Here is a 23440-nt window from a genome sequence, read left to right on the forward strand (position 1 = left end):
CAGCTCCGTTTAGCGGGTTTCGTTGAACAGTTCGCGACCGATCAGCATGCGACGGATCTCACTGGTGCCAGCGCCGATTTCGTACAGCTTGGCGTCGCGCAGCAGACGGCCCGCCGGGAATTCGTTGATGTAACCGTTACCGCCGAGAATCTGGATCGCGTCGAGGGCCATTTGTGTGGCGCGTTCAGCGGTGTAGAGGATTACGCCAGCGGCATCTTTACGCGTGGTTTCGCCACGCTCGCAGGCTTGGGCAACGGCATACAGATAAGCGCGGCTGGCGTTGAGTTGGGTGTACATGTCGGCGACTTTGCCCTGGATCAGCTGGAACTCGCCGATGCTTTGGCCGAACTGTTTGCGGTCGTGGATGTACGGCACGATCAGGTCCATGCACGACTGCATGATCCCGGTCGGGCCGCCAGAGAGCACGACCCGCTCGTAATCGAGGCCGCTCATCAACACTTTCACACCACCGTTGAGCACGCCGAGGATGTTTTCTTCCGGCACTTCGACGTCATCGAAGAACAGCTCGCAAGTGTTGGAGCCGCGCATGCCGAGCTTGTCGAACTTGTTGCTGCGGCTGAAGCCTTTCCAGTCGCGTTCGACGATGAATGCGGTGATGCCGTGCGGGCCTTTTTCCAGATCGGTTTTGGCGTAGATCACGTAAGTGTTGGCGTCGGGGCCGTTGGTGATCCAGGTTTTGCTGCCGTTGAGGACGTAACGGTCGCCGCGTTTGTCCGCGCGCAATTTCATCGAAACCACGTCGGAACCGGCATTCGGTTCGCTCATCGCCAATGCGCCGACGTGCTCGCCGCTGATCAGCTTCGGCAGGTACTTGGTTTTCTGTTCGTGGTTACCGTTGCGATTGATCTGGTTGACGCAGAGGTTCGAATGCGCGCCGTAGGACAGCGCCACCGAAGCCGAGCCACGGCTGATTTCTTCCATCGCCACGACGTGTGCCAGGTAACCGAGGCCAGCACCGCCGTACTCTTCCGGCACGGTAATGCCGAGCAGGCCCATGTCACCGAATTTGCGCCACATGTCGGCGGGGAACAGGTTGTCGCTGTCGATCTGCGCCGCACGCGGGGCGATCTCCTTGGCGACAAAGGACTGAACCTGATCGCGCAGCATGTCGATGGTTTCACCGAGGGCAAAATTCAGGGATGGATAGCTCATGGGTCACCTTTTGGCTTTTTTGTAGGGTGGGGAGGGCGGTCACTCTGCTCTCACCTTTACGTTAACGTAAGCCTGTGACGAATGGCTGTCAATCACCCTTTACGTTAACGTCAACTTGAGCGAGAGTAGGGGCAGTTCAAGATTGAAAGCTGATTAGTTTTTGTAGGAGTGAGCCTGCTCGCGATCGCGTCGTGTCAGTCGACGTAAGTGTTGACTACTGGATCGAGATCGCGAGCAGGCTCACTCCTACAAGTGACCGTCGGCAACCCATAAATAAAGACAATAGGGGTCGTCATGGATCAACCCAGTGCAAACCCGCAGCGCAGCTACACCCGTGGCTCACAGGACAAAGCCTTGCTGGCGATGACCATCGGGCAGAAGTTCGATCACACGGTCGCGCAATATCCCGACGGCGAAGCGCTCGTCGTGCGCCATCAGCAGTTGCGCTACTCATGGCGGCAACTGGCCGATGCCGTCGACGTGCACGCCAGAGCGCTGCTCGCCCTGGGTTTACAGGCCGGCGATCGCCTCGGCATCTGGGCACCGAACTGCGCTGAGTGGTGCATCACCCAGTTCGCCACGGCGAAAATCGGTGTGATCCTGGTCAACGTCAACCCGGCCTACCGCAGTTCCGAACTGGAATACGTGCTCAAACAATCCGGCTGCCAATGGCTGGTCTGCGCCGGCGCGTTCAAGTCGTCGAACTACCACGGCATGTTGCAAGGATTGGTGTCAGAACTGGCCGAACAATCCATCGGCCAACTGTGCAGCGAGCGCTTGCCAGAATTGCGCGGCGTGATCAGCCTCGACGCGAAACCGCCATCAGGTTTCCTGCCGTGGTCACAATTGACCGACATGGCGGCCAGCGTTACCCCGCAACAACTCAACGTACGCAGCGACAGCCTGCACTTCGATCAACCGGTAAACATTCAATACACCTCCGGCACCACCGGATTCCCCAAAGGCGCGACCCTCAGCCACTACAACATCCTCAACAACGGTTACATGGTCGGCGAAAGCATCGGCCTGACCCCGACCGATCGCCTGGTGATCCCGGTGCCGCTGTATCACTGCTTCGGCATGGTCATGGGCAATCTCGGCTGCGTCACCCACGGCAGCACGATGATTTACCCCAACGACGCGTTCGATCCGTTGCTGACCCTGCAGACCGTCGCCGAAGAAAAAGCCACCGGCCTCTACGGCGTGCCGACCATGTTCATCGCCATGCTCGATCAGCCGCAACGCGCCGAATTCGATCTGTCGAGCCTGCGCACCGGGATCATGGCCGGCGCCACCTGCCCGATCGAAGTGATGCGCCGGGTCATCAGCGAGATGCACATGAGCGAAGTGCAGATCGCCTACGGCATGACCGAAACCAGCCCGGTGTCACTGCAAACCGGCCCCAACGATGAGCTGGAACTGCGCGTGACCACGGTCGGCCGCACCCAGCCGCAACTGGAAAGCAAGATCATCGACGAGGCCGGCAACCTCGTGCCGCGCGGCACCATCGGCGAACTGTGCACCCGTGGTTACAGCGTGATGCTCGGCTATTGGCAAAACCCGCAAGCCACCGCTGAAGCTATCGATGACGCGGGCTGGATGCACACCGGCGACCTGGCGAGCATGAACGAGGAGGGTTACGTCAACATCGCCGGACGTAACAAGGACATGATCATTCGCGGCGGCGAGAACGTTTATCCGCGTGAGCTGGAAGAGTTTTTCTTCACCCATCCGGCGGTGGCGGATGTGCAGGTGATCGGCATTCCGTGCTCGCGTTACGGCGAGGAGATTGTCGCCTGGATCAAATTCCATCCCGGCCACAACGCCTCCGAGCTGGAGTTGCAAACCTGGTGTAAGGAACGCATCGCGCACTTCAAGACGCCACGGCACTTCAAGTTCGTCGAAGAGTTTCCGATGACGGTGACGGGTAAGATTCAGAAATTCAGGATGCGTGAAATCAGCATCGAAGAACTTCGCGAAAAGCACGCCTGATACCAAACCCCTGTAGGAGTGAGCCTGCTCGCGATAGCGGTGTACCAGTCAATATTTTCATCGACTGACACGACGCTATCGCGAGCAGGCTCACTCCTACAAGGGATATGCGTTGGAAAGAGGAATTGCAGAAAGCACAAAGGGGAGCCGAGGCTCCCCTTTAATTTTGTCGTCGCGTGCTCTTTTTTATTATTGAGGGTCGGTCTGTTGTTTTTTTTGGCAACCGTGGCCCTTTACCGCTGTTTTTGGTGACCCCCATCCGGGGTCAAGAGCAAACGTATTTTTTTGAGCGCTGATCTGCTTTCTCGTTAAACGATCCAACCGATTCGGGAGCTACCTGAAGGTAGTTTTATTGTTCTCTGCCCGGTTGCGGGTCACTCCTGAGAGCACCCTGAAAAGCACACCTTCTCCAAAAAAATCTGTTAGCTGCGTCTCTGCCGTGTTGTTTTTGTTATGTCAGAGTCGGTACGTCTTATTTTTATTGGTTTGCTGCTTTTTATTCTTGTTATGCCATAGAGATAGCATTACGCGTGCCAACTTTTAAAAACCTATATAAATCAATGAGTTGAGATTTTGCAGGATTTTTCATTCAGACCAACCCAGACAATTTGTTTCCGTGTTACTCGCTTGAGCCCCACATTCCAGACTCAGCGGTAACACCTTTCCCCTTCACTGTGCGCTGCGGGCCTTGGCTACGCGCGAACCGCTCGGGCGACCGAGCACCGCGCTGATCTGCTGACCCGCGGCAATCAAGGCGTCCAGGTCGATTCCGCTCTCGATGCCGAGGCCGTTGAGCAGGTACACCACGTCTTCGGTGGCAACGTTACCGCTCGCACCTTTGGCGTACGGGCAGCCGCCGAGGCCCGCGATAGAGCTGTCGAATACGGAAATGCCTTCGAGCAGACTGGCGTAGATGTTGGCCATCGCCTGACCGTAGGTGTCGTGGAAATGTCCGGCGAGTTTGTCCCGTGGCACCTGCGCCGAAACCACTTCAAACAAACGGCGGGTCGCGCCAGCAGTGCCGGTGCCGATGGTGTCGCCTAGCGAAACTTCGTAGCAGCCCATCGCGTACAGCTCGCGCGCGACCATCGCCACCTGCTCCGGTGCGACCGTGCCTTCATACGGGCAACCGAGCACACAGGACACGTAACCGCGCACGGTTACACCGTGTTGCTTCGCCGCTTCCATGATCGGGGCGAAGCGCGCCAGGCTTTCGCTGATCGAGCAGTTGATGTTGCGCTGCGAGAAGGCTTCGGACGCGGCGGCGAACACCGCGACTTCCTTGACCCCGGCAGCGATCGCATCTTCAAAACCGCGCAGGTTCGGCGCCAGTGCGCCATAAGTCACGCCGGGTTTGCGCTGGATCTGCGCGAACACGTCGGCGGAACCGGCCATCTGCGGCACCCACTTGGGCGAAACGAAACTGCCGACTTCTATATAGCCAAGGCCGGCGGCGCTGAGCGCATCGACCAGTTGCACCTTGTCGGTGACGCTGATCGGTTGGGCTTCGTTCTGCAGGCCATCGCGCGGGCCGACTTCGATCAGGCGTACTTGGGAGGGGAGGGACATGGGCTGACCTGCTCTTTTGAATTCGTGGAGATCCTTTGTAGGAGTGAGCCTGCTCGCGATAGCGGTGTGTCAGTCGAACAATATTATCTGACACACCGCTATCGCGAGCAGGCTCACTCCTACAAGGGGATTTGTGTTGTCGACTAGATCGCCTGCTGGCTCTTGAGGGTTTGTTCAAGCGCCTGCACGCAGCGCTCTTCAGCGGTATCAAGCTCCAGCTTCATTTGTTCGATATCCAGCAACTGCTGCTCCAGTTGCTCACGGCGCTCGGTGATTTTCGCCAGCATGCTGTTGAGCTGTTTGGTGTTACCGCTGGACGGGTCGTAGAGTTCGATCAGTTCGCGGCATTCGGCCAAGGAGAAGCCGATGCGCTTGCCACGCAGGATCAGCTTCAGGCTGACCTTGTCGCGCGGCGAGTAGATGCGTTCCTGGCCACGGCGCTCAGGGCTGAGCAGGCCTTGCTCTTCATAAAAGCGGATCGCCCGGGTGGTGATGTCCAGCTCGCGGGCGAGGTCGGAAATGCTGTAGGTCTGGCTGCTCATGGAAGCGCTCGGAAAAAGGTCTTGGCGCTAAGCTAATGGCAGGTTGACGTTTACGTCAAGCGGGATGATTTGTAGTGTCAATGCTGGCCTCATCGCGAGCAGGCTCACTCCTACAGTTGACCGTGTTTCATCTGAAGAAATGCAACCAATTGTAGGAGTGAGCCTGCTCGCGATAGTAGCGCCGTGGTAATAGGTCTTACACCTTATCGAGCTTCTTCTCCTGCGCCGTCACCTGCTGGCACAACTCAATCATCTGCTCGCGCATCCAGCGATTCGCCGGATCCTGGTCAGTGCTTTCATGCCAATACAGATGCGTCTCCACTGGCGGCACATCATTCACCGGCAGATTAAACGCCTGCAGTTCATGCCGACGAGCAAAGCGTTCCGGCACGGTCATGACCATATCCGTCTGCTGCATCACCTGCGACGCCATCAAATAATGCTGCGAGCGCAGGGCGATCTTGCGCTGAATGCCCATTTTGCCCAGTGCCAGATCGACATAGCCCAGACCGCTGCGGCGGCTGGAAATATGGATATGGGTCAGCGACAAATAATCATCCAGCGACAGCTTTTCCTTGCCCGCCATCGGATGCCCCTTGCGCATCGCACACACATAACGGTCTTCCATCAGCTTGACGTGGCGCACCTGCGGGTCGGTGTTGAGCGGCGCGTCCACAGCAAAATCCAGACGCCCGGCCGCCAGTTCCTTGGTGGTCTCACGGCGTTTCGACAGGAAACTTTCGATAATCACGGTCGGCGCCAAACGGCGCAGGCGCTGGAACAGCGGCGGCAAAATCACTGCCTCGGTGAGGTCAGTCATGCTGATGCGGTAGGTCTTGACCGCTTGCGCCGGGTTGAAAATACGACTTTCCTGAACCGACACGCGCAGCAGCGACAGCGCGTTACGCACCGGACCGATGATGTTCTGCGCCATCGGCGTCGGCACCATGCCTTGGGCGGTGCGCACGAAGAGCGGGTCGTTGAAGGTTTCGCGCAGCCGTGCCAGCGCGTTGGACACCGCCGGCTGGGTGATGCCGACAATCTGCCCGGCGCGGGTCAGGTTGGCTTCGGTGTAGATCGCGTCGAAGACGATGAAAAGGTTGAGGTCGACCTTGCTCAGATTCATAACGCGGCTTCTCTTGTTATTTAGTGCGGTGTTTGGAGGGCTGGCAATCAGCCGATCATATATCGGTGATGAATGTTTATACACGCCGAGAATAGGCTAGGTAAATTATCAACGCTGTTCTAGCATCGATTGCATGACCTAAACAACCTCTGCTCAAGAACTGCCTTAACCATCGGGAGCTGCTCATGGATTTCGCTTATTCGCCCAAGGTGCAAGAACTGCGTGAGCGCGTAACCGCGTTCATGGACACTTACGTTTACCCGGCCGAAGCCGTGTTCGAGCGCCAGGTCGCCGAGGGCGATCGCTGGCAGCCGACGGCGATCATGGAAGAACTCAAAGCCAAGGCCAAAGCCGAAGGCCTGTGGAATCTGTTTCTGCCTGAATCGGAACTGGGTGCCGGCCTGACCAACCTCGAATACGCGCCACTGGCGGAAATCATGGGCCGCTCACTGCTCGGCCCGGAGCCGTTCAACTGCTCGGCGCCGGACACCGGCAACATGGAAGTGCTGGTGCGTTACGCCAACGAAGAGCAAAAACAACGCTGGCTGGAACCGTTGCTGCGCGGCGAAATCCGCTCGGCGTTCGCCATGACCGAACCCGATGTTGCCTCCTCCGACGCCACCAACATGGCCGCCCGCGCCGTGCGTGATGGCGACGAGTGGGTGATCAACGGCAAAAAATGGTGGACGTCCGGTGCTTGCGATCCGCGCTGCAAGATTCTGATCTTCATGGGCCTGAGCAATCCCGATGCACCGCGCCACGCGCAGCACTCGATGATTCTCGTGCCGGTCGATACGCCGGGCGTGAAAATCGTTCGTCCGTTGCCAGTGTTCGGTTACGACGATGCGCCGCACGGTCACGCCGAAGTGCTGTTCGACAACGTGCGTGTGCCGTACGAAAACGTACTGTTGGGTGAAGGACGCGGCTTTGAAATTGCCCAAGGTCGTCTTGGCCCAGGCCGGATTCACCACTGCATGCGTTCGGTCGGCATGGCTGAGCGTGCGCTGGAATTGATGTGCAAACGTTCGGTGAGCCGTACTGCTTTCGGCAAACCATTGGCACGCTTGGGCGGTAACATCGACAAGATCGCCGACTCGCGCATGGAGATCGACATGGCGCGCCTGCTGACGCTGAAAGCGGCGTACATGATGGACACCGTGGGTAACAAAATCGCGAAAAGCGAGATCGCGCAGATCAAGGTGGTCGCGCCGAACGTCGCGCTGCGCGTGATCGACCGGGCGATCCAGATGCATGGCGGCGCCGGGGTGTCGAACGATTTCCCGCTGGCTTATATGTATGCGATGCAACGGACATTGCGTCTGGCCGATGGCCCTGACGAAGTGCACCGTGCGGCGATTGGCAAGTTTGAGATCGGCAAATACGTGCCGAAGGAAATGTTGCGTAGCGGTCAGTAAGACCGCGTCGCCCCTTTCGCGAGCAAGCCCGCTCCCACATTGGATTTGTGAACGCCACAGATCCTGTGGGAGCGGGCTTGCTCGCGAAAGGGCCTGAACATTCAACCCATCAACATCAGACTCAATACACCCAAACCTCAACCCGCCGATTCTTGATCCTTCCCTCATCCGCACTGTTGGTCGCCACCGGCATCTGCGCGCCAAACCCGCGCACCTCGCGCAACACCACGCCGTTCTTCACCAACTCCCGTCGCACCGCCATCGCCCGCAACTTCGACAGCAAATCCGCGCGCGCCGGGTCGTCCTTTACATCACCAAACCCTACCAGCGTCACCGCACGATCGGTCTTGTCATGGCGCTTTATATAGTCGAACACCCGCGCCAGATCCTGACGCGCCTTGTTGTCCAGACTCGCGCTGCCTTCTTCAAAACGGAAATTCACTGTCAGACGTTGGGCGTGACGGCTGAGGGATTGATAACCCTCGGGCATCAACGCATTCGGCGCGACCGTCATGGCGTGCACGGTCTGACTGATAAAACCGTTGCGCGCAACAATCTCCTGACCCTGACGACTTTGCGCGAACGCCACCAGCGCTTTTGCCCATGGATTGCTGCTGTCCGGCGGCAGATAGAAGAACAAACGCCGGGACAACGGATAGTCCTCAGTGGCGATCAGACTGTTGAGCGGCAGCATCGATTGCGACGCGCCATCGGCAATCGCCACGGCTTTGGCCTGACGCACGTAAGGCAAACCGATAAAACCGATGCCCTGCGGATCACTACTCACCGAGTCGGATAATTCCTCGCTGGATTCGAAACGTTTCGCCGCGCTACTCAGCGTTTTCCCACGACGACTGAGCACCAATTCCTTGAACGTGTCGTAGGTGCCGGACTGATCATCCCGCGCATATAAATGAATCGCACCGCCGCGACCACCGAGGTCTTCCCAGCTTTTCACTTCGCCGGCGAAGATCCGCGCCAGTTGCTCGGTGTCGAGTTGCTGCAACGGGTTTCCGGGGTGAAGGATGATCGCCAGGCCATCGATGGCGATGACTTGCTCGGCGGCAGAGCTTTTCAGATCGCCGAGGGATTGCAGACTTAGCAGCTCGCTGTCCTTGATTTCGCGGGAGGAGGCGGCGAGGTCGGCGCTGGCATTTTTCAGGGCGGTGAAACCGGTGCTGGAGCCGTGAGCGGCGACGTCGATGAGCACGCGTTTGCCTTCAGCCGTCTGGCCAACAATGCGCAATTCGTTAGCGGTGCCCTGGGTTTCGCGGTGGATCTTCAGCAGGCCTTGCTGTTGCAGCAGACCTTCGACCAATGCCGGGCCGAGTTCGGCGCCGATGGTGTTGGAACCCTGAATGCGCAACGCCGGCCCATCGTCCGGCACCGGCAAACCGGCGGCGGACACCGTCAGCCACGCACTCAAGAGAAAGACGCACAGAACACGCAGGGTCATGCCGGCACCGAATCAAGCCAAGGGGATTGCCGGGGAGATTAAGTCAGAAAAGTTACTTGAAGATGACAGCGATCTAAATGTGGAAAGGCTTTTGTGGCGAGGGGATTTATCCCCGATGGTTGGCGAAGCCGACCCAAAACCTGTGAATGCGGTTTAACAGGAAGAATATGGGGGCGCTTCGCACCCCATCGGGGATAAATCCCCTCGCCACAGGTACTTCTTCTGACCACCCAATTCAGGTCATCTGAGTAAAGAACCCCATAGCCAAATGGGGTTCTGGTGATTCGAGGATCAGGCCAGTTCCAGCCAGATCGGCGCATGGTCGGACGGCTTTTCCATCCCGCGCAATTCATAATCCACGCCCGCCGCCTTCACCCGCGGCAACAAACCATGCGACGCCAGAATCACATCAATGCGCAGCCCGCGCTTCGGCTCATCCTCAAAACCACGGCTGCGGTAATCGAACCAGCTGAACATGTCGGTCACGTCCGGGTTGAGGTGGCGATAGCTGTCGGTCAGGCCCCAGTTCTTCAGGCGCGCCATCCACTCGCGCTCTTCCGGCAGGAAGCTGCATTTGCCGGTTTTCAGCCAGCGCTTCATGTTGTCCGGGCCGATGCCGATGTCGCAGTCTTCCGGGGAAATGTTCACATCGCCCATCACCACGACCGGTTGTTCGTTGTGGAACTGGCTTTCCAGCAGTGCTTGCAGATCGCTGTAGAAACGCTGCTTGGCGGGGAATTTGGTCGGGTGGTCGCGGCTTTCGCCCTGTGGGAAATAGCCGTTCATGATCGTCACCGGCACGCCATTGGCGTCGGTGAAGGTGCCCCAGATAAAGCGCCGCTGGGCGTCTTCGTCGTCGGTGGCGAAACCTTTGTGAATGGCGATCGGTTCCTGACGCGACAGCATCGCTACGCCGTAATGGCCTTTCTGCCCGTGGAAGTACACGTGGTAGCCGAGGGCGCGGACTTCTTCGAGCGGGAACTGGTCGTCGTGGACTTTGGTTTCCTGCAGGCCGATCACGTCCGGCTGGTGTTTTTCGATCAGCGCTGCCAGCTGATGCGGACGGGCGCGCAGTCCGTTGATGTTGAAGGAAACGATCTTCATGGTCGGCAGTCCTGGCAAAAGGGCGATGCTAGCTGACATGGGGGAGATGGGCCAGTGTGGGAGAAATCATTTTTGGCTGTGGGATTTGTGGTGTCTGCAAAGGCGCCATCGCGAGCAGGCTCACTCCTACAGGGGAACTCATTCCAAATGTAGGAGTGAGCCTGCTCGCGATAGGGCCCGCCCAGTCGATGAAGATGCAAGGTTGGTCTATACCTGTGGGGAACTGTGCCAACGCCAAAAGGTTCGTACCAACAAGAGCGCCGCCATTTGACGCGCCCCGGGGAGAATCACTGTCATGCCTGAAACCCAGACCGCCATCGCCGACATTCATATGCTCGACCGCGGTTATTCCCGCGAAGCCCGATCGCTGCTCTATCAGGCCTATCGCCACGAACCGACCTTCGGCTACCTGTTCGAAGCCGAGCGCCCAGGCTACGAGCAACGAGTTCGCGCCACCGTGCGTGAATTGGTCAAACAACATTTCCTCCAGGACTTGCCGGCCATCGGCCTGTTGGTCAACGACCGCTTGATCGGCATCGCTCTGATCGCGCCACCGCAACGACGCTTGGGCATCACCGAAAGTTGGGCCTGGCGCCTGCGCATGGTGCTCAGCACCGGTTTCCGCTGCACCCGCCGCTATCTCGAATACCACGACGCCGTTTCCGCGTGCGTGCCGACCGAGTCAGTGCACATGCTGCCGCTGCTGGGCATTCATCCGCAGTTCCAGGGCAAACACTTTGGTGAGCAACTGCTGACCGCCGTGCACAACTGGTGCGCCGTCGATGAAACGTCGCAAGGCGTGGTGCTCGACACCGGCAATCCACGTTATCTGGAATTCTATAAAAGGCAGGGTTACGAGGAGATCGGCGAGGTTGCCGTCGGCCCGGTGCGAGAACACGTATTTTTCCACGCCAATCCGCAAGTGTTACAAACGGCGACTGCTTAAGCGTCGAACTTTTCGAGACAAGTCTTGATCTATCACGCTCCCAAGCTCGTGATAGCATCCGCGCCTATGAAGTTTCCAGGAAGATTTACCAGTGGCGTGCTCATGCTGTTATCCAGCTGCGCGGCGCTGGCGCAAAGTGAATTGGATGTGCGGATCAAACCGTCCAACGATGAACTGAAGGCCAATATAGAAGGCTATATCGGCAGCCTCGGTGACCGTGACGAAGAAGCCTTGCTGCGCTTCAGTCGCGGTGCCGAAGAGCAGGCGCGCAAAGCGGCCCAGGCGTTGGGCTACTACCAGCCGCAGATTGAAAGTGACGTGAAGGGCGGCGAAAAACCGCGCCTGGTGCTGAACATCGATCCCGGCGAACCGATTCGTCTGCGCAACGTCACCATCCGTGTCGACGGCCCGGCTGCCTCCCTCAAATCCTTTCGTGTACCGAAAAGCGACGTGCTCAAGTCCGGCGCGGTGCTCAATCATGGGCGTTATGAAGACGCCAAAAGAATTATTCAGAATCAGGCTTCACGCTTCGGTTTCTTTAGCGGCCACTTCACCAGCCAAAAACTCCTGGTCGACCCGCGCGCGGGTGTCGCCGATGTTGAGTTGATCTACGACAGCGGCCCGCGTTACGCGCTGGGCCGCGTCAAATTCGAAGGCGACACGCCGTTCGACGAAGACCTGCTGCAACGCATGGTGCCGTTCAAGGAAGGCGAGCCGTACGACTCGGAGCTGATCGCCGAACTCAACCGCGACCTGCAATCGAGCGGCTATTTCGAGGGCGTGCGCGTCGATGCCGCACCGACTGCCGCAAAGAATGATGTGATCCCGGTCGACGTCAAACTCGACACGCGCAAACCACGCACCATGGGCCTTGGCCTCGGTTACTCGACCGACGTCGGCCCACGCATCAAAGCCAACTGGACGCGCCACTGGGTCAACCCGCAGGGCGACAGTTATGGCTGGGAGGCCGAACTCTCGGCGCCACGGCAAAACGTCGGGCTGTTCTACGACATCCCGCTCGACCCGCCACTGACCGACAAACTGCGCTGGGCCGGCGGCTATCAATTTGAAGACATCGACGGCTCCGACACGTTGAGCAAGCTGCTGACCTTCGGCCCGGAATGGCACAGCAAATTGCCGAGCGGCTGGCAGCGGGTGATCTCGCTGAAATGGCAGCGCGAAGAATACGAACTCGGTGACGACTCAGGCCTGAGTACTTTGCTGATGCCCGGCATCAGCTACTCGTACCTGAAAAGCGACAACCGCATCGACCCGCACAACGGCTATCGCCTGAGCTTCGAAAGCAAAGTGGCGAAAGAAGGTCTGGGTTCAGATAACAACCTTCTATATGGCACCGCGCTGGTCAAAGGCCTGACCACGGTGTTCGACAAACACCGCTTGCTCGGTCGCGTGCAGGTCGGCGGCAGCGCCACCAACGGCTATAAATCGGTGCCGCCGTCGCTGCGCTTCTTCGCCGGTGGCGATCAGAGCGTGCGCGGTTACGATTACCAGAGCCTGTCCCGGAAAACTCCGAGGGCGATCGCATCGGTGGCCGTTACATGGTCGCCGGCAGCGTCGAGTATCAGTACTCGATCGCCGAGAAATGGCGCGTGGCGACCTTCGTCGATCAGGGCAACTCTTTCAATAAACTCGAACTGCCGAACCTCAAGACCGGGGTCGGTATTGGTGTGCGCTGGGTCTCGCCGGTCGGGCCGATCCGCCTCGACCTGGCCCACGCACTCGACGACGACGGCGGCATCCGGCTGCACTTTTCCATGGGGCCTGAGCTGTGAAGCGTGGTTTGAAAATAACGGCACTCACGCTATTGGCGCTGGTGTTGTTGATTGTATTGAGCGTCGCCACGGTGCTCGGCACGCAGGCCGGCAGCCGTTGGGTGTTGGGTCTGGTGCCGGGCCTCAGCGTCGAGAATTTTCAGGGTCGCCTCGGCGGTCAGTGGAGCGCCGATCATCTGCTCTGGCAGCAAGACACCAGCCGCGTCGAGCTGAACAAGGCGATCTTCGCCTGGTCGCCGCTGTGCCTGACGCGCATGACGTTGTGCATCGAACAGCTCAAGGCTGATCAGGTCATCCTGCAATTTCCGCCGAGTGAAGAAACCACTGAAAGCGGCCCGATCAAACTGCCGGATCTGCAATTGCCGGTGGCCATCGAGCTGGGCGACGTGCAGGTCGGCAGCCTGTTGTTCAACGGCAGCGAACAGCTCAAGGGCTTGCAACTGGCGGCGCATTGGACGGCGCAGGGCATGCAGATTGAAAGCATCAAATTGCAGCGCGACGACCTCAGCCTGAACCTGTCCGGCACCCTCGCGCCGACCGGTAACTGGCCGTTGAACATCGCCGGTGACCTGACGTTGCCATCGCCGGATAAGGGCCCATGGACGCTGGCGCTAAAAATCGACGGCGACCTGCTGAAAACCCTCAACCTGCACGCCGACAGTCGTGGCTACCTCGACGGCCAATTGAGCGGCGAGTTGCAACCGCTGGTGGAAAACCTGCCGGCCAAGCTGCGTATCACCAGCGACGCGTTCAAACCAAGCGCCGATCTGCCGGACACCCTGCAACTTAATCAACTGCTGCTGACCGCCGAAGGCGACCTGAAAAACGGTTACCAGTTAAACGGCAACGCTGCGCTGCCCGCCGATCAAGGCCCGGTCGCGTTGTTGCTGAAAGGCAAAGTTGACGCCAGTGGCGCGCAAATCGCCGGCCTCGACCTGAGCGCCAACGACAAACAAAGCCTCAAGCTCACCGGCAGCGTCGACTGGAGCAAAGGCCTCACGGCGCAAGCCAACATCAATTGGCAGGATTTCCCGTGGCACCGGCTCTATAACGAAATCGACGAGCCGCAAGTCGCTTTGCGTACCTTCACTGGCGAAGTCTCCTACACCGACGGTCAATACCTCGGCAACTTCGCCGCCGCACTGGATGGCCCGGCGGGCGCGTTCACTCTGAGCAGTCCGTTCAGCGGCAACCTCAAGCAGATCGCTTTGCCGCAATTGAAAATGGCAGCCGGGCAGGGCAAGGCTGAAGGGCACGTCAATGTGCAGTTCGCCGACGGCATCGCCTGGGACACGGCGCTCGATCTCTCGGCGCTGAACCCGGCGTATTGGGTCGCTGAGTTGCCGGGCACCTTGGCCGGGCCGCTGAAAAGCAAAGGCGAGATGAAAAACGAACGCCTGAGCCTTACCGCTGACCTCGACCTCAAAGGCAAACTGCGTGGGCAACCGGCGATCCTGCAAGCCAAGGCCGACGGCGCTAGCGAACAGTGGAACCTGAATGCCCTGCAAATTCGCCTCGGCGACAACAGCATCAACGGCAAGGGCAGTCTGCAACAGAAACTCACCGGACAGATCGACATCAAACTGGCGCGTCTGGCTCAGCTTTGGCCAGAACTGCGCGGGCAGATCAACGGCCGCGTCGATGTCGCCGGCACGCTGAAAGCCCCGCAGGGCAAACTCGGTCTGCAAGGTTCACAACTGGCGTTCCAGGATAATCGCCTGCAAAGCCTCAACCTCGACGCCACCCTCGACAGTGCGCAACGGGCGAAAATCGACCTCAAGGGCAGTGGCATTCAGGCCGGGGATACGTCTTTGGGCACGCTGACCGCCAGCGCTCAAGGCGACATCAAGAGCCAGAAACTCAGCCTCGACCTGCTCGGGCCGAAGCTGAAACTGGCCCTCGGTCTCGACGGCAATCTGGACAAGGGCAACTGGCGCGGCCGTTTGGCCAGCGGTGATATTCAGGCCGGTGGCCAAGACTGGAAGCTGCAAAACCCGGCCAAACTTGAGCGTCTGGCTGACGGCAAAATCAACTTCGGCGCGCATTGCTGGATGTCCGGCAATGCCAGTCTGTGCGGTGAAGACCAACGGCTGATGCCGGAGCCGAAACTGCGCTACCACCTCAAGCAGTTCCCGATTGAAAGCCTCGCGCAATGGTTGCCAAAAGACTTCGCCTGGCAGGGCAAGCTCAACGCCGATCTGCAACTGGACTTGCCGGCGAGCGGCCCGAACGGTGTGATCAGCGTCGATGCCAGCGGCGGTACTTTGCGCATGAAAGAAAAGGATCAGTGGCTGAACTTCCCGTACCAGACGCTCAAGCTCACCAGCAAACTCACGCCGAAGCGCGTCGACACCGACCTCAACTTCGTCGGCGGCAAGCTTGGCGAACTGATGGTGCAGGCGCAGCTCAATCCATTGCCGAAAAACAAACCGCTGAGCGGCTCGTTCCGCCTCACCGGTCTGGATCTGTCGGTGGCGCGGCCGTTTGTGCCGATGGTCGAGAAACTCACCGGGCGCCTGAACGGCAGCGGCACGATTTCCGGTGGCCTGCTGGCGCCATTGGTCAACGGCACGGTGCAACTCAGTGACGGCGAAGTGTCCGGCGCCGAGTTGCCGATGGAGCTGCAGGATCTGCAACTCACCGCATTGATCGCCGGTGAATCGGTGCGTCTGGACGGCGGCTGGAAAAGCGGCAAGAGCGGGCAAGGCAGCTTGAACGGTAACGTCGCCTGGGGTCAGGCGCTGGTGGTCGATCTGGCGTTGAAAGGCACGCAGTTGCCGGTCACTGTCGAACCGTACGCCAAGCTCGAAATGGCGCCGGATCTGAAAATTTCCATGGCCGGCGATGAGCTGAAAATCGCCGGTAAAGTGCGGGTGCCGAAAGGCGAAATCACCGTGCGTGAACTGCCGCCATCGACGGTGAAAGTCTCTGACGACACGATCATCGTCGGTGCGCAGACCGAAGCGGGTAAACCGCCGATGGCCATGAAAATGGACATCGACGTGGAGGTTGGCGACGACAAACTCGCCTTCGCCGGATTTGGCCTGACCGCTAATGTGCAGGGGCATGTGCACATCGGCGACAACATGGACACCCGTGGCGAGCTGTGGCTCAACGATGGCAAATACAGTGCTTACGGTCAGCGCTTGTCTGTGCGGCGTGCGCGCCTGCTGTTCGCCGGGCCCATCGATCAGCCGTATCTGGACATCGAAGCGATTCGCCAGACCGACGACGTGATCGCCGGTATTCGCCTGAGCGGCAGCGCTGAACAGCCGACCACGCAGATCTTCTCCGAACCGGCGATGAGCCAGGAGCAGGCGCTGTCCTATCTGGTACTCGGCCGTCCGCTGAGCACCAACGGCGAAGACAACAACATGCTCGCGCAAGCGGCGTTGGGGTTGGGCTTGATGGGCAGCGCCGGGGTGACCAGCAGCCTGGCCAAGGATCTCGGGATTCAGGACTTCCAGCTCGACACGGCGGGCAGCGGCGATGCCACCAGCGTGGTGGCCAGCGGCAACATTACCGAGAAGCTCAGTTTGCGTTATGGCGTTGGCGTGTTTGAACCGGCCAGCACCATCGCGCTGCGCTACAAGCTGAGCAAAAAGGTCTACGTCGAAGCGGCGAGTGGCGTCGCGAGTTCGCTGGATATCTTCTACAAGCGCGATTTCTAGACCGCGCTCCCTCCAAAACCGAGTCGCTTCAATCGCGAGCAGGCTCACTCCTACATTTGGAATGCGTTCCCTTGTAGGAGTGAGCCTGCTCGCGATGGCGTCCGTGCGGGCAACACAAAAACCAAGCCCACTGGTCAACTAATTGCTAAGCAACCTAACTATTGCGTTGACATTCGCTGCCTAGGCAGTAACATCTCGACATACATTCACTGCCTAGGCAGTTATTAGGTGAGCAAATGAAGCATTTCACCCCGGACGAATTCAAACACTGCCATCTCGGCCTGTTGCTTGGCCGTGCTGCGCTGCTCAAAGACCGGATCATCGACACCCACATGGAACCCCACGGCATCACCGCCGCGCAGTTCAAGGTGTTGATCATCATGGCCCAGTACGGCGTCGATACCCCGGCCGAACTTTGCCGGCATCTGTCGCTCGACAGCGGTTCGATGACGCGCATGCTCGATCGTCTGGAGCAGAAAGGTTTTCTGGCTCGCCAACGCAGCGAAGGCGACCGCCGTCAGGTGCAACTGACCCTGACCGAGCAAGGCCAGTTACTGGCCGATCGCCTGCCGCACATCGGCGCCGACGCGATGAATGAACTGGCGGGCGCCGTCACTCCGGACGAGTTGAAGACCCTGGAATACATCCTCAAGAAAATCCTGCTGGCAGCCGGTGACCCGATCACTCTCCAGCGGTTAGGTGAACACAATGAGCGGTAAAACCTTGCGCAGCAGCCTGACGCTGGTGCTGTCGGCGATGATCCTCGCCGGTTGCGCCAACTACAGCGGCCTCGACACTCAAGGCCAGAACCTTGATGCGAAAAACCTGAAAGTCGGCCAGTCCCTCAACGGCGTGACCCTGTCGCCAGCCGCATGGCCGAAAAGCGATTGGTCGAGCCAGCCTCGGCGATCCGCAACTCGACGGCTTGATCCGCGAAGCCCTGCACGACAGCCCGGACATGCAGATCGCCGCAGCACGCGCCCACCAGGCCAGCGCCGCCGCCTATGCCGCCGATGCCGAACGCTATCCGACCCTCGACGCCAGCGCCGGCATCAGCCGTTCACGCCTGGCCAAGGATCAGGATCCGCTGGGGCAGGGCGATGCCTACGCCACCGTGCGTAACGTCAGCGCCGGTTTCAATTACAACTTCGATCTGTGGGGCGGCCAGCGCGATGCCTGGGAAGCGGCACTCGGTCAGGCCCGCGCCGCCGAAGTCGATCGTCAGGCGGCACAGCTGACCCTCGCTGCCGACGTCGCTCGCGCTTACAGCGATCTCGGTCAGGCGCACATCGTTTATGACCTGTCCAACGACGACCTCAAACGCACCAAGCAGATGCTCAACCTGAGCCAGCGTCGCTTGAGTGCGGGGATCGACAGCCAGTATCAATACCAACAAACGCAAAGTCTGGAAGCTACGTCTGAGGCCAACCTGATCGACGCGGAAAAGCGCCTGAACAGCGCCAAAATTGCGCTGGCCGTACTGCTCGGCAAAGGCCCGGATCGCGGCAATGAAATTGCCCGGCCGAAAGTCCTGCAAGCCAGCGCTGTCGCAGTGCCGTCGGTATTGCCCGCCGAGCTGCTGGGTCGTCGTCCGGATCTGATCGCCGCACGCTGGCGTGTAGAAGCGGCGAGCAAAGACATCGACTCGGCGAAAACCCGCTTCTATCCCAACTTGAACCTGTCGGCCTCGGCCGGTGCCGAATCTTTGTTGGGTGACGCGATGTTTGGCTCGGCCAGTCGCTTCTTCAACATTGCCCCGACCATTTCGGTGCCGATCTTCGACGGCGGACGCCTGCGCGCCAACCTCGACGCGCGCGACGCCGATTACGATCTGGCAGTGGCGCAGTACAACAAAAATCTGGTGCAAGCACTGGGCGATGTCAGCGACACGATCAATCAGTTGCGTGATATCGGCCGGCAAATCGGCGCGCAGCAACACGCCACCGAGATTGCTCAGGATTCTTACAACACCGTCGTCCAGCGTTACGGTTCCGGCATCGGCAACTACCTGGACGTGCTCAGCATCGAGCAGCAATTGCTGCAGGCCCAACGTCAACTGGCCAACCTCAATGCCGAGCAGATCGACCTGTCGATTCAACTGATGCAAGCGCTGGGCGGCGGCTTCCAGGGGCAGACCCTGACCGCAGCCAACGCCACCCCAGCCACGCCGCACAACTAATTCAAGGTAATTGTCATGGCCACTGCCGAAAACACTCAAGCTCAAGACAACACCCCGGACAACGGCAACCCGCGCAAACGCAAAGTGATGCTGGTGGTGCTGGCTGTTGTCGTCCTGCTCGCCTGCGCTGGCGTGTGGGCGTATCACGAGTTCATCGGGCGCTTTAATGAAAGCACCGACGATGCCTACGTGAATGGCAACGTTGTGGAAATCACGCCGTTGGTGACTGGCACCGTGGTCAGCATCGGTGCTGACGACGGCGATCTGGTGCACGAAGGTCAGGTGCTGATCAACTTCGACCCGAACGACGCGGAAGTCGGCCTGCAAAGTGCGCAAGCGAAACTGGCGCGCACCGTGCGTCAGGTGCGCGGTCTGTACAGCAACGTGGATGGCATGAAAGCCCAGGTCAACGCGCAACAGGCCGAAGTGCAGAAAGCCCAGGACAACTTCAATCGCCGGAAGAACCTTGCCGCTGGCGGCGCGATTTCTCAGGAAGAACTGTCCCACGCTCGCGACGATCTGACCTCGGCGCAAAACGCCTTGGCCAATGCCAAACAGCAACTGAAAACCACCAGCGCGCTGGTCGATGACACCGTGGTCTCTTCGCACCCGGACGTGATGCAGGCCGCCGCTGAATTGCGTCAGGCTTACCTGACCAATGCGCGCAGCACCTTGATCGCGCCGGTCACTGGTTACGTGGCCAAACGCACTGTGCAACTCGGTCAGCGTGTGCAACCGGGTACCGCGCTGATGGCGGTGATTCCGCTGGATCAACTGTGGATCGACGCCAACTTCAAGGAAACCCAACTGCGCGACATGCGTATCGGTCAGCCGGTGGACATCGAATCCGATGTGTACGGCAGCGATGTGAAATACAGCGGCACCGTCGACAGCCTCGGCGCCGGTACTGGTAGTGCGTTTGCGCTACTGCCTGCGCAGAACGCCACCGGTAACTGGATCAAGATCGTTCAGCGTGTGCCGGTGCGCATCCACATCAATGCCGAAGAACTGGCCAAGCACCCGCTGCGCGTCGGTCTGTCGACCAACGTTGAAGTGAACCTGCACGACCAGAGCGGCCCGATGCTGGCGCAGCAGCCACCGCAAAAGGCCTCGTTCACCACCAATATCTACGATCAGCAACTGGCCGACGCCGACGCGATGATCGCGCAACTGATCCACGACAACAGCGCCGCGGCGAGCAAAACCGCGCAACGCTGAGATCGCACCTGTGGTCAGGGGATTTATCTGAGGTACAGGGATTGATCTGGGAAAAGGAATTCCTTGTGGCGAGGGGATTTATCCCCGTTGGGTCGCGCAGCGACCCCTCTTTGGATCAGGAAAAGACGGGACTGCTGCGCAGTCCAACGGGGATAAATCCCCTCGCCACAGTAGTTTTCCTTATCCCATAGATTGTTTTCCGCATGGGCAGCCGCGTCTGTAACTGACGCAGCGTCAACCCGGTTCCAAAGGATTCACAATGAGCAATAACGCTTCTTTCACGCCGCCCAGCCTGTTGCTCAGCACCATCGGTCTGTCGCTGGCGACGTTCATGCAAGTGCTCGACACCACCATCGCCAACGTGGCGTTGCCGACGATTTCCGGCAACCTCGGGGTGAGTTCGGAGCAGGGCACCTGGGTGATCACTTCGTTCGCCGTGAGTAACGCGATTGCGCTGCCGTTGACCGGTTGGCTCAGTCGGCGTTTCGGTGAGGTGAAACTGTTTTTGTGGGCGACGATTCTGTTCGTGCTGGCCTCGTTTCTCTGCGGTATCTCGACGTCGATGCCGGAACTGATCGGCTTCCGCGTCCTGCAAGGCCTGGTCGCCGGGCCGCTCTATCCGATGACGCAAACCCTGTTGATCGCGGTCTATCCCCCCGCGAAGCGAGGCATGGCCCTCGCGTTATTGGCGATGGTCACGGTGGTCGCGCCGATTGCAGGCCCCATCCTCGGTGGCTGGATTACAGACAGCTACAGCTGGCCGTGGATCTTCTTCATCAACGTGCCGATCGGGATTTTTGCGGTGATGGTGGTGCGTTCGCAACTGGCCAAACGTCCGGTGGAAACCAGCCGTCAGCCGATGGACTACGTCGGTCTGATCACGCTGATCATCGGCGTCGGCGCGTTGCAGGTGATCCTCGACAAGGGCAACGACCTCGACTGGTTTGAGTCGAATTTCATCATCATCGGCGCGGCGATTTCCGTGGTGGCGCTGGCGGTGTTCGTGATCTGGGAAATGACCGACCGCCACCCGGTGGTGAATCTGCGGCTGTTCGCTTACCGCAACTTCCGCATCGGCACGCTGGTGCTGGTGTTGGGTTACGCCGGCTTCTTCGGTATCAACCTGATCCTGCCGCAGTGGTTGCAGACGCAAATGGGCTACACCGCGACCTGGGCCGGTCTGGCCGTGGCGCCGATCGGGATTCTGCCGGTGCTGCTGTCGCCGTTTGTCGGCAAGTACGCGCACAAGTTCGACCTGCGTTTACTCGCCGGCATCGCGTTCCTGGCGATTGGCTTGAGCTGCTTTATGCGCGCCGAGTTCACCAACGAAGTCGATTTCCAGCATATCGCGCTGGTGCAACTGTTCATGGGCATTGGCGTGGCGCTGTTCTTCATGCCGACCCTGAGCATTCTGATGTCGGACTTGCCGCCGAACCAGATCGCCGACGGCGCCGGTCTTGCCACATTCCTGCGGACGTTGGGCGGCAGCTTCGCGGCTTCGCTGACTACCTGGATCTGGATTCGTCGGGCTGACCAGCATCATGCGTATATGAGCGAGAGCATCAGCACGTATGAACCGGCGACGCGGGAGGCGCTGAACCAGTTGGGCGGGGCGAGCAACCCGGCGTATGCGCAGCTGGATCATGTGCTGACCAGTCAAGCGTACATGCTGTCGACCGTGGATTACTTCACGCTGCTGGGGTGGGGGTTTATGGGGTTGATTTTGATTGTGTGGCTGGCGAAGCCGCCGTTTGCCGCGAAGGCAGGGCCTGCCGCTTCGGGGCACTGAGGTTAAAAGCCCCTCACCCTAACCCTCTCCCGGAGGGAGAGGGGACTGACCGAGATGGATGTTTGAACTACACCGACTTGCAATACCGAGTCGAACTCAGGTTTTGAAAAGCCCACAAATCGGCTCCCTCTCCCTCGGGAGAGGGTTGGGGTGAGGGGGTGGCGATCTTCAGCCGTGCGGCAATGCCAGCGGTGGGGCGAAGTCGAACGGCGCCAGCGCGTAGCCGCTCTCATCCACCTGCAACGCCCAACCCTGACGATCCCAATCCCCCAGCACAATCCGCTTTGCCGCTTCATCACCAATCTGCAACTTGTGAATCGCCGGGCGATGGGTGTGGCCGTGGATCAGGGTTTTCACGCCAAACTCCTGCATGATCCGCGGAATCTCTTCCGGCGTGACATCAACAATGTCATTGGCCTTCATCCGCGTCTGCGCCTTGCTCTCGCTGCGCAGTTTGCGCGCCAGTTTATGGCGGCTGCTCAGCGGTAGATTGCGCAGGATAAACAGCGTGATCGGATTACGCAGATAGCGGCGCAGCTTCATATAGCCGACGTCGCGGGTGCAGAGGCTGTCGCCGTGCATCAGCAGCACCGGCTCGCCGTAAAACTGTACGACACTCGGGTCTTTCAGCAGGGTGCAGCCGGCTTCTTTGCAGAACGCCTTGCCGAGCATGAAGTCGCGATTGCCGTGCATCAGAAAAATCGCCGTGCCGCTGTCGCTCAATTGGCGCAGGGCCTGGCAGATGGAACGCTGGAAGGGCGTCATGGCGTCGTCGCCAATCCACGCTTCAAAGAAGTCGCCAAGAATGTACAACGCACTCGCCGAGCGGGCGCGTCCGGCGAGCAAATCCAGAAACGCCCGGGTGATGTCCGGGCGCTCCTCTTCCAGATGCAAGTCTGAAATCAGCAATATCACGCTTCGATGATCTCGGCTTTCTCGATGATCACGTCGTCTGCTGGTACGTCCTGGTGGCCGGACTTCATGGTGGTCGACACGCCTTTGATCTTGTCGACAACGTCGGTGCCGGCGGTCACTTTACCGAATACCGCGTAACCCCAGCCCTGAGTGTTCTTGCCGCTGTGGTTGAGGAAAGAGTTGTCGGCAACGTTGATGAAGAACTGCGCGGAAGCCGAATGCGGCTCCATGGTGCGGGCCATGGCAACGGTGTACTTGTCGTTGGAAAGACCGTTGTCAGCTTCGTTCTGGATGCTTGGACGCTTGTCTTTCTTTTCTTTCATGCCTGGCTCGAAACCGCCGCCCTGGATCATGAAGTTACCGATGACACGGTGGAAAACAGTGTTTTCGTAGTGACCGGCTTTCACGTACTCGATGAAGTTGGCGACGGTGATCGGCGCCTTGTCAGCGTTCAGTTCGATGACGATGTCGCCATGGTTGGTGGTCAGTTTGACTTGAGTCATGATCGCTTCTCTTTAGAGGAATTCGTGGTTTTGGGACATCGAGCCCCCA

Annotated in this window: 15 protein-coding genes and 2 pseudogenes; 9 read left to right on the plus strand and 8 right to left on the minus strand. The window is 59.3% G+C overall.

The window, feature by feature from the left end; all coding sequences use genetic code 11:
* Window positions 1–9: 9 nt before the first annotated feature.
* Window positions 10–1173, minus strand: a complete 1164-nt coding sequence (locus tag ACZZ0D_RS06910) for an isovaleryl-CoA dehydrogenase (protein ID WP_008082097.1) — start codon at window positions 1171–1173, stop codon at window positions 10–12.
* A 294-nt stretch (window positions 1174–1467) separates the two neighbouring features.
* Here ACZZ0D_RS06910 and ACZZ0D_RS06915 point away from each other — a divergent pair, with 294 nt between their 5' ends.
* Window positions 1468–3165 carry an AMP-binding protein gene (locus ACZZ0D_RS06915; RefSeq protein ID WP_463552754.1) on the plus strand — a complete coding sequence of 566 codons (1698 nt, stop codon included), beginning with the start codon at window positions 1468–1470 and terminating at the stop codon, window positions 3163–3165.
* A gap of 669 nt (window positions 3166–3834) precedes the next feature.
* Here ACZZ0D_RS06915 and ACZZ0D_RS06920 read toward each other — a convergent pair.
* The 3 genes from ACZZ0D_RS06920 to ACZZ0D_RS06930 all read right to left on the minus strand — a co-directional run bounded on the left by ACZZ0D_RS06920 (window position 3835) and on the right by ACZZ0D_RS06930 (window position 6402).
* The gene (locus tag ACZZ0D_RS06920) at window positions 3835–4734 is read right to left on the minus strand and encodes a hydroxymethylglutaryl-CoA lyase (RefSeq protein ID WP_463552755.1); all 900 of its coding nucleotides are present in this window, start codon (window positions 4732–4734) and stop codon (window positions 3835–3837) included.
* A gap of 143 nt (window positions 4735–4877) precedes the next feature.
* The gene (locus ACZZ0D_RS06925) at window positions 4878–5276 is read right to left on the minus strand and encodes a MerR family transcriptional regulator (RefSeq protein ID WP_007917234.1); all 399 of its coding nucleotides are present in this window, start codon (window positions 5274–5276) and stop codon (window positions 4878–4880) included.
* Window positions 5277–5472: 196 nt separating this feature from the next.
* Window positions 5473–6402 carry a LysR family transcriptional regulator gene (locus ACZZ0D_RS06930; RefSeq protein WP_016986544.1) on the minus strand — a complete coding sequence of 310 codons (930 nt, stop codon included), beginning with the start codon at window positions 6400–6402 and terminating at the stop codon, window positions 5473–5475.
* Window positions 6403–6587: 185 nt separating this feature from the next.
* Here ACZZ0D_RS06930 and ACZZ0D_RS06935 point away from each other — a divergent pair, with 185 nt between their 5' ends.
* A complete protein-coding gene (locus ACZZ0D_RS06935; protein ID WP_212551218.1) occupies window positions 6588–7817 on the plus strand; it encodes an acyl-CoA dehydrogenase in 1230 nt (409 codons plus the stop codon).
* A gap of 121 nt (window positions 7818–7938) precedes the next feature.
* Here ACZZ0D_RS06935 and ACZZ0D_RS06940 read toward each other — a convergent pair whose 3' ends face one another.
* Together ACZZ0D_RS06940 and xthA are read right to left on the minus strand one after the other, a co-directional pair.
* Entirely contained in the window at window positions 7939–9273 is a 1335-nt protein-coding gene (locus ACZZ0D_RS06940) for a substrate-binding domain-containing protein (protein WP_463552756.1), read from the minus strand.
* Between the two features lie 291 nt (window positions 9274–9564).
* Complete coding sequence (xthA, locus tag ACZZ0D_RS06945; protein ID WP_463552757.1) at window positions 9565–10377, minus strand: exodeoxyribonuclease III; 813 nt, start codon at window positions 10375–10377, stop codon at window positions 9565–9567.
* 295 nt (window positions 10378–10672) lie between these two features.
* On the opposite strand from xthA, the gene ACZZ0D_RS06950 reads away from it, so the two are divergent.
* The 7 genes and pseudogenes from ACZZ0D_RS06950 (at window position 10673) to ACZZ0D_RS06980 (ending at window position 21973) form a co-directional block, all read left to right on the plus strand.
* Window positions 10673–11323: a GNAT family N-acetyltransferase gene (locus ACZZ0D_RS06950; protein ID WP_053121694.1), complete on the plus strand. Its 651-nt coding sequence runs from the start codon at window positions 10673–10675 to the stop codon at window positions 11321–11323.
* Window positions 11324–11389: 66 nt separating this feature from the next.
* A pseudogene (locus ACZZ0D_RS06955) lies at window positions 11390–13116 on the plus strand (autotransporter assembly complex protein TamA).
* Complete coding sequence (locus ACZZ0D_RS06960) at window positions 13113–16787, plus strand: translocation/assembly module TamB domain-containing protein (protein WP_463552758.1); 3675 nt, start codon at window positions 13113–13115, stop codon at window positions 16785–16787. The pseudogene ACZZ0D_RS06955 and the gene ACZZ0D_RS06960 overlap by 4 nt, the downstream one beginning before the upstream one ends.
* Before the next feature lie 236 nt (window positions 16788–17023).
* Window positions 17024–17506: a MarR family winged helix-turn-helix transcriptional regulator gene (locus tag ACZZ0D_RS06965; protein WP_129392145.1), complete on the plus strand. Its 483-nt coding sequence runs from the start codon at window positions 17024–17026 to the stop codon at window positions 17504–17506.
* Window positions 17496–18966: pseudogene (locus ACZZ0D_RS06970) on the plus strand (efflux transporter outer membrane subunit). The gene ACZZ0D_RS06965 and the pseudogene ACZZ0D_RS06970 overlap by 11 nt, the downstream one beginning before the upstream one ends.
* A gap of 15 nt (window positions 18967–18981) precedes the next feature.
* Window positions 18982–20184, plus strand: coding sequence for an HlyD family secretion protein (locus tag ACZZ0D_RS06975; protein ID WP_212544715.1), 1203 nt, complete (start codon window positions 18982–18984; stop codon window positions 20182–20184).
* Between the two features lie 259 nt (window positions 20185–20443).
* Window positions 20444–21973, plus strand: a complete 1530-nt coding sequence (locus ACZZ0D_RS06980; RefSeq protein WP_053121684.1) for a DHA2 family efflux MFS transporter permease subunit — start codon at window positions 20444–20446, stop codon at window positions 21971–21973.
* A gap of 168 nt (window positions 21974–22141) precedes the next feature.
* Here the strand turns inward: ACZZ0D_RS06980 and lpxH are convergent, their stop codons facing one another.
* Together lpxH and ACZZ0D_RS06990 are read right to left on the minus strand one after the other, a co-directional pair.
* Window positions 22142–22888 (minus strand): UDP-2,3-diacylglucosamine diphosphatase, encoded by a 747-nt coding sequence (gene lpxH, locus ACZZ0D_RS06985; RefSeq protein WP_463552759.1) that lies wholly within the window; start codon window positions 22886–22888, stop codon window positions 22142–22144.
* A complete protein-coding gene (locus ACZZ0D_RS06990) occupies window positions 22885–23391 on the minus strand; it encodes a peptidylprolyl isomerase (RefSeq protein WP_053121679.1) in 507 nt (168 codons plus the stop codon). The genes lpxH and ACZZ0D_RS06990 overlap by 4 nt, the downstream gene beginning before the upstream one ends.
* Between the last annotated feature and the right edge of the window lie 49 nt (window positions 23392–23440).

The organism is Pseudomonas sp. AC193, assembly GCF_979258075.1.

Excerpts from the sequence above, each read along its gene's own strand:
- ACZZ0D_RS06925 (WP_007917234.1), bottom strand. The coding sequence starts at position 5,276 with ATGAGCAGCCAGACCTACAGCATTTCCGACCTCGCCCGCGAGCTGGAC.
- ACZZ0D_RS06915 (WP_463552754.1), top strand. The coding sequence starts at position 1,468 with ATGGATCAACCCAGTGCAAACCCGCAGCGCAGCTACACCCGTGGCTCA.
- ACZZ0D_RS06980 (WP_053121684.1), top strand. The coding sequence starts at position 20,444 with ATGAGCAATAACGCTTCTTTCACGCCGCCCAGCCTGTTGCTCAGCACC.
- ACZZ0D_RS06975 (WP_212544715.1), top strand. The coding sequence starts at position 18,982 with ATGGCCACTGCCGAAAACACTCAAGCTCAAGACAACACCCCGGACAAC.
- ACZZ0D_RS06910 (WP_008082097.1), bottom strand. The coding sequence starts at position 1,173 with ATGAGCTATCCATCCCTGAATTTTGCCCTCGGTGAAACCATCGACATG.
- ACZZ0D_RS06920 (WP_463552755.1), bottom strand. The coding sequence starts at position 4,734 with ATGTCCCTCCCCTCCCAAGTACGCCTGATCGAAGTCGGCCCGCGCGAT.
- ACZZ0D_RS06940 (WP_463552756.1), bottom strand. The coding sequence starts at position 9,273 with ATGACCCTGCGTGTTCTGTGCGTCTTTCTCTTGAGTGCGTGGCTGACG.
- ACZZ0D_RS06935 (WP_212551218.1), top strand. The coding sequence starts at position 6,588 with ATGGATTTCGCTTATTCGCCCAAGGTGCAAGAACTGCGTGAGCGCGTA.
- ACZZ0D_RS06990 (WP_053121679.1), bottom strand. The coding sequence starts at position 23,391 with ATGACTCAAGTCAAACTGACCACCAACCATGGCGACATCGTCATCGAA.
- ACZZ0D_RS06950 (WP_053121694.1), top strand. The coding sequence starts at position 10,673 with ATGCCTGAAACCCAGACCGCCATCGCCGACATTCATATGCTCGACCGC.
- ACZZ0D_RS06965 (WP_129392145.1), top strand. The coding sequence starts at position 17,024 with ATGAAGCATTTCACCCCGGACGAATTCAAACACTGCCATCTCGGCCTG.
- xthA (WP_463552757.1), bottom strand. The coding sequence starts at position 10,377 with ATGAAGATCGTTTCCTTCAACATCAACGGACTGCGCGCCCGTCCGCAT.
- ACZZ0D_RS06930 (WP_016986544.1), bottom strand. The coding sequence starts at position 6,402 with ATGAATCTGAGCAAGGTCGACCTCAACCTTTTCATCGTCTTCGACGCG.